At 67.4% G+C, this 4,223-nt stretch carries 3 protein-coding genes; 2 read left to right on the forward strand and 1 reads right to left on the reverse strand.

The genetic code is table 11. The annotated features are described in order from the left end of the window. Positions 1 to 398: 398 nt before the first annotated feature. Together G6039_RS29710 and G6039_RS29715 are read left to right on the forward strand one after the other, a co-directional pair. The gene (locus tag G6039_RS29710; RefSeq protein WP_010596737.1) at positions 399 to 1,757 is read left to right on the forward strand and encodes a cytochrome P450; all 1,359 of its coding nucleotides are present in this window, start codon (positions 399 to 401) and stop codon (positions 1,755 to 1,757) included. Between the two features lie 89 nt (positions 1,758 to 1,846). Further along, entirely contained in the window at positions 1,847 to 2,845 is a 999-nt protein-coding gene (locus tag G6039_RS29715) for a GAF domain-containing protein (protein ID WP_161780465.1), read from the forward strand. Positions 2,846 to 2,873: 28 nt separating this feature from the next. Here the strand turns inward: G6039_RS29715 and G6039_RS29720 are convergent. After that, positions 2,874 to 4,223: hypothetical protein (locus tag G6039_RS29720; RefSeq protein WP_164528182.1), on the reverse strand; the 1,350-nt coding region annotated here is incomplete at its 5' end.

The following is a 4,223-nucleotide window of genomic DNA, read 5'->3' on the forward strand; positions in this document are numbered from 1 at the left end:
CATGACGTGACAACGTTCTAACGTTTAGACGTTATGGCGCTACAACTGGGATGTCCGCCCATCGGGCGCATTGCCCGGCGTTACGCTCCGACGTTCAAGCGCTATAGCGGCTCTGCCCAATCAGCGCATTGCGCAACGACGTTGTAGCGCTATAACAGTAAAAGCGTGACGCCTCCGCTGAGCGAGCCGTCGTTCGTTCAGCAGCAATGCTTCAGCGGGGTGGAACCGCCACGAACCCCCCTCACCCGACTTGGCCGTAGCCGTCGCTTCCTCCGTCATACCAGCCGACCGATTCTGCAATCGGCACAGCGGTGCGGCAGACTCCGGTCATGACTTCTGCGGGGGAGCAAGCCTCAAATGATGTCCGCGTCGAAGCTGAGACCGGGCATGGAGAAGCGATGCCGCATCCGTCGTGGCGGCTGCCCCTGCTGGGAGATGTGTTGCGTCTCGATCCTCGGCGGCCGGTACAGCGTGAGGCGCAGTTCGTACGCGAGCTCGGGGATGTGTTCGAGATCGACATCGCCGGCAAGAAGGTGGTTGTCGTCGGGGGCGGGGACGCGGCCGCGGAGGTGTTCGACGAGTCCCGGTTCGCCAAGGCGGTCGTCCCACCGGTGAGCAATCTGCGGGAGCTGGCCGGAGACGGATTGTTCACCGCGTTCAACAGTGAGCCGGCGTGGGCGCAGGCGCACAACGTGCTGATGCCGGCATTCAGCCAATCCTCGATGCGCAGCTATCACGAGGTGATGCTCGAGTGCGTCGACGGGCTCTGCAGCTACTGGGCCGCTCAGGCTATTCAGGGTCCGGTGGATGTCTCCTCGGACATGAATCGCCTGACGTTGGAGGTCATCGGTCGCACCGGCTTCGGGTACAGCTTCGACTCGTTCTCCGCCGGTCGGCATCCGTTCGTCGAGTCGATGACGCGGGCGCTGTCGTTCGTGTCGCAGTCGGCGAACGATCTGCCGATCGTCCGCGAGATCTTCGGATGGAAGGCGCTGCGCCAGCATCCGAAGGACATTGCGCTGATGCAGCGTACCGTGGACGAGGTGGTCGCGGCACGCCGCCACGGACAGTCACCGCGTCAGGACGACCTCCTGCAGCGGATGCTGGAGCACCCGGACCCGCAGACCGGGGAGCTGCTGTCGGATCAGAGCATCCGCAATCAGGTGCTGACCTTCCTGGTGGCCGGGCACGAAACGACGGCAGGCCTGCTGTCGTTCGCACTGCACTACCTGTCGCTGCATCCCGAGATGGCCGAGCGCGCACGGGCGGAAATAGCCCAGGTGCGCGACGGCAACGGCCCGCTCCGGTTCGAGCAGGTGGGGAAGCTGCGCTATGTCCGCCGCCTCGTCGACGAGACACTGCGGCTGTGGCCGTCCGGCCCGGCGTTCTTCCGCAAGGCCCGCACGGACACGACGCTGGCCGGCTACCCGGTGCGCAAGGGCCAGACGGTTCTGGTGGTGTTGCTGGCGTTGCACCGTGATCCGACGCTGTGGGGCGAGGACACCGAGACCTTCGACCCGGACCGGTTCCTGCCTGCAGCCGTGCGGGCCCGTCCGGCCCACGCATACAAACCGTTCGGGGTAGGGGCTCGGGCCTGCATCGGCCGGCAGTTCGCGTTGCATGAGGCGGTCCTGGCGCTGGCGGAGATCCTCACCCGGTTCGAGGTCGAGCCCGTGCCGGGCTATGAACTGTCGGTGGCCGAGTTGCTGACGATCCGACCCGAGCGCTTGCACCTGGCGCTACACGTCCGAGCGTGACCATCGATCCCGCTTAACGGTCGAACAGTCGGTTTTCGCTACACTGCCTCCCCGCATCGAGATCAGGTCGAGACAGAGGGGGGTCTTCGATGGGTTCATGGCATTTGATCGAAACGCTCGTGGAGGGTGTTGCGACGCTGGTGGCCTCGGATGGTGAAGTGAAGGAGATGACTTCGCTCCGCCGGAAGGTCTCGCCCGCACCGGACATCCCGGTGGAGCCGATCGTGGAGTACGTCCGGGAAGTCCGTAAACCGTTCGATCGGGTGCTGTCGTCGAAGAAGATGCGGCAGTCGTGGCGGTTCTATGCCTGGCCGATCATCGGCCCGTTCGGCGATGTGCACGGCATCCATCTGTGGGTGGGAGAGCCGGGGGAGGAGCTGGGAACGCGGCGTCTGACCTCAGGTGTGGCCTGGATGGTCGAGGAAATGTTGATCTATCAGACGTGGGATTCGGGGGCGATGTCCGGTACGTTGCTCGAAGATTGGCTTCCCACCGCGACCCCTGCCGACTACATCAACCGCGCGATCTGCTTCGAGCACGAGGCCGAATTCCTGGATCTGGTGCTCAATCCGCGGTCCGGGGGAGTGCTGAGCACGTGGTTCTCGGTCCGGCACGACCACGGCCATGCGATGCAGTGGCAGGTCGTCTTACGCCCCATGGAAGACGGATCCGGTGTCCGGGTGCTGTATCACGACGTGTCCGACGTGTATCCGCCGTCAATGCCATCGTTGGCTGCTCTCGGACTGCGTGAAGGATTGTTAGGTGCCGATGTCCATGTCGCGCTGTTCGAGGCCCAGCGAGGCATTATCGCGATGTGGATCGGCCGGGCTCCGGAGTGGGTGGAGTGGCAGTATGCGCATGTCACCGGTCCCGTCGTCCATCCCGAGGATCTGCCGAGTCTGCAAGCGAATGCTCGGAGAGTCGAGAGCGGTGAGGTTCCCCAGGCCGGCGATCTGGTGCGACTGCATGCAGGAGATGGTGACTGGGTCAAGGCCGCGGTGACGTTGCGGCCGTTCCAGTTGCCGGATCGGCCGCCCCACGCCGCGCTCCTCCTCGCTCAAATCGCCCGAGTGGACGACTCATACTGATTCGGTCCGGTTGGAGAACCAGGGTGTGTCAGGCCGCCTTCCCGCCCTGCCGATCTGGATTGGTCGTGGAATTCCAACCAGGGGAGCACACCCGGGTCACCACGGCTCGCGCCGCACGATAGTCGGCGCGGCCGGTGTCGGTCACCGGGAATCGGCCGTACCGCAGCCGAGCGGGAGCGTCGATGGGCAGGGCGATGGTCAGCGAGACCGTGCGGGGTACGCCGGTCTTCTTGCCGCGGCGGCAGCGCCAGTCCTGCTCTTCGAGCCACCACCGGTGCAGCTCCCGATCGAGCAGGTGGCGGCGGACCCGCTGCGCCCCGACACCCACGACACCGACGCGGTCGGCGGCGCGATCGAGCTGCTCCCGGAGAGCGGGAATATCGGCTCGCGCCTCGATAGGCACGCCCAGGCGGGCGAGGGTGGACAGGGTGCGCGTCACGGTGGCGAGGCTGTACCCGGTCAGGGCAGCCACCTCAATCGGATTTCTGCCCGCTCCGGAAATAACGAGTTTTCCCGAAATCGCAGCCCAGTGAATACGAGCAGCCACCCCACCCAGCCCCAACCGGTTCGCCCAGAGATCGTGCGTGTGGTGGTCCAGTAGGGCAGAGGAATGCCCCGGAGCGGGGGCGGGTTCTCCTTGTGTTGCAACCGGTAGCGATGCCACCGGGTCGGGGAGTTCGAGTTGCCAGGTGGCGGCGCGGGTTCCGCTGCCGGTGCGCACGCATCGCACCCAGGATTCGTGGGCCAGCACCCGCAGGCGCCGGGAGACGGTGGAGGCGTCGACGGCGGCGGCCTGGGCGAGTCGGCGGCAGTCGATGTCGAGGACGCGGGTGCGGGCGGTGCGGGCGAGCGCGAGGAGGGCGTAGAGGATGCGTTCGTCGCTGGCGCCGCCGGGGCGGGCCCAGTGGGCGGGGTCGGATCCGATGGCGGCCTCGATGCGGTCGAGTTCGTCGTCGACCGGGGCCCGCGTGGTCGGGGGAGCGGGGGCGAAGTCGGCTGCGGTGTCCAGGGCGCGGCGCCATTGCCGGTCGGTGTCGTCGCGGCCGCGGGCGCGGTCCTCGCGCAGCCGGACCAGTCCCGGCGCCGTCGCGGCGGCCGCCCGGGCGTCGGCGAGGGTGTGGCCGGCGCGGGCCATGCCCAGAAAGATGCTGTGCACGAGCGCCGAGCGGTCCGCTCCGGGTGCCGGCGCAGCATCGAGCAGGGCCCGGGTGGTGTCGGTGAGCGGGCGGCGCGGCCGGTCCAGGCGGGGATTGGAGGTCGGATCGACGATGCGCCCCGCCCCGGCGGGACGGCGCGGAGTTGGGGCGGAGTGCGGGTGCCGGGCGAGCAACCAGTCCACCACCTCCGGGGCGGTTTCGGTGTCGAGGCGGGCGAGGGC

This window comes from Rhodococcus aetherivorans (assembly GCF_011058165.1).
Classification (GTDB): domain Bacteria; phylum Actinomycetota; class Actinomycetes; order Mycobacteriales; family Mycobacteriaceae; genus Rhodococcus; species Rhodococcus aetherivorans.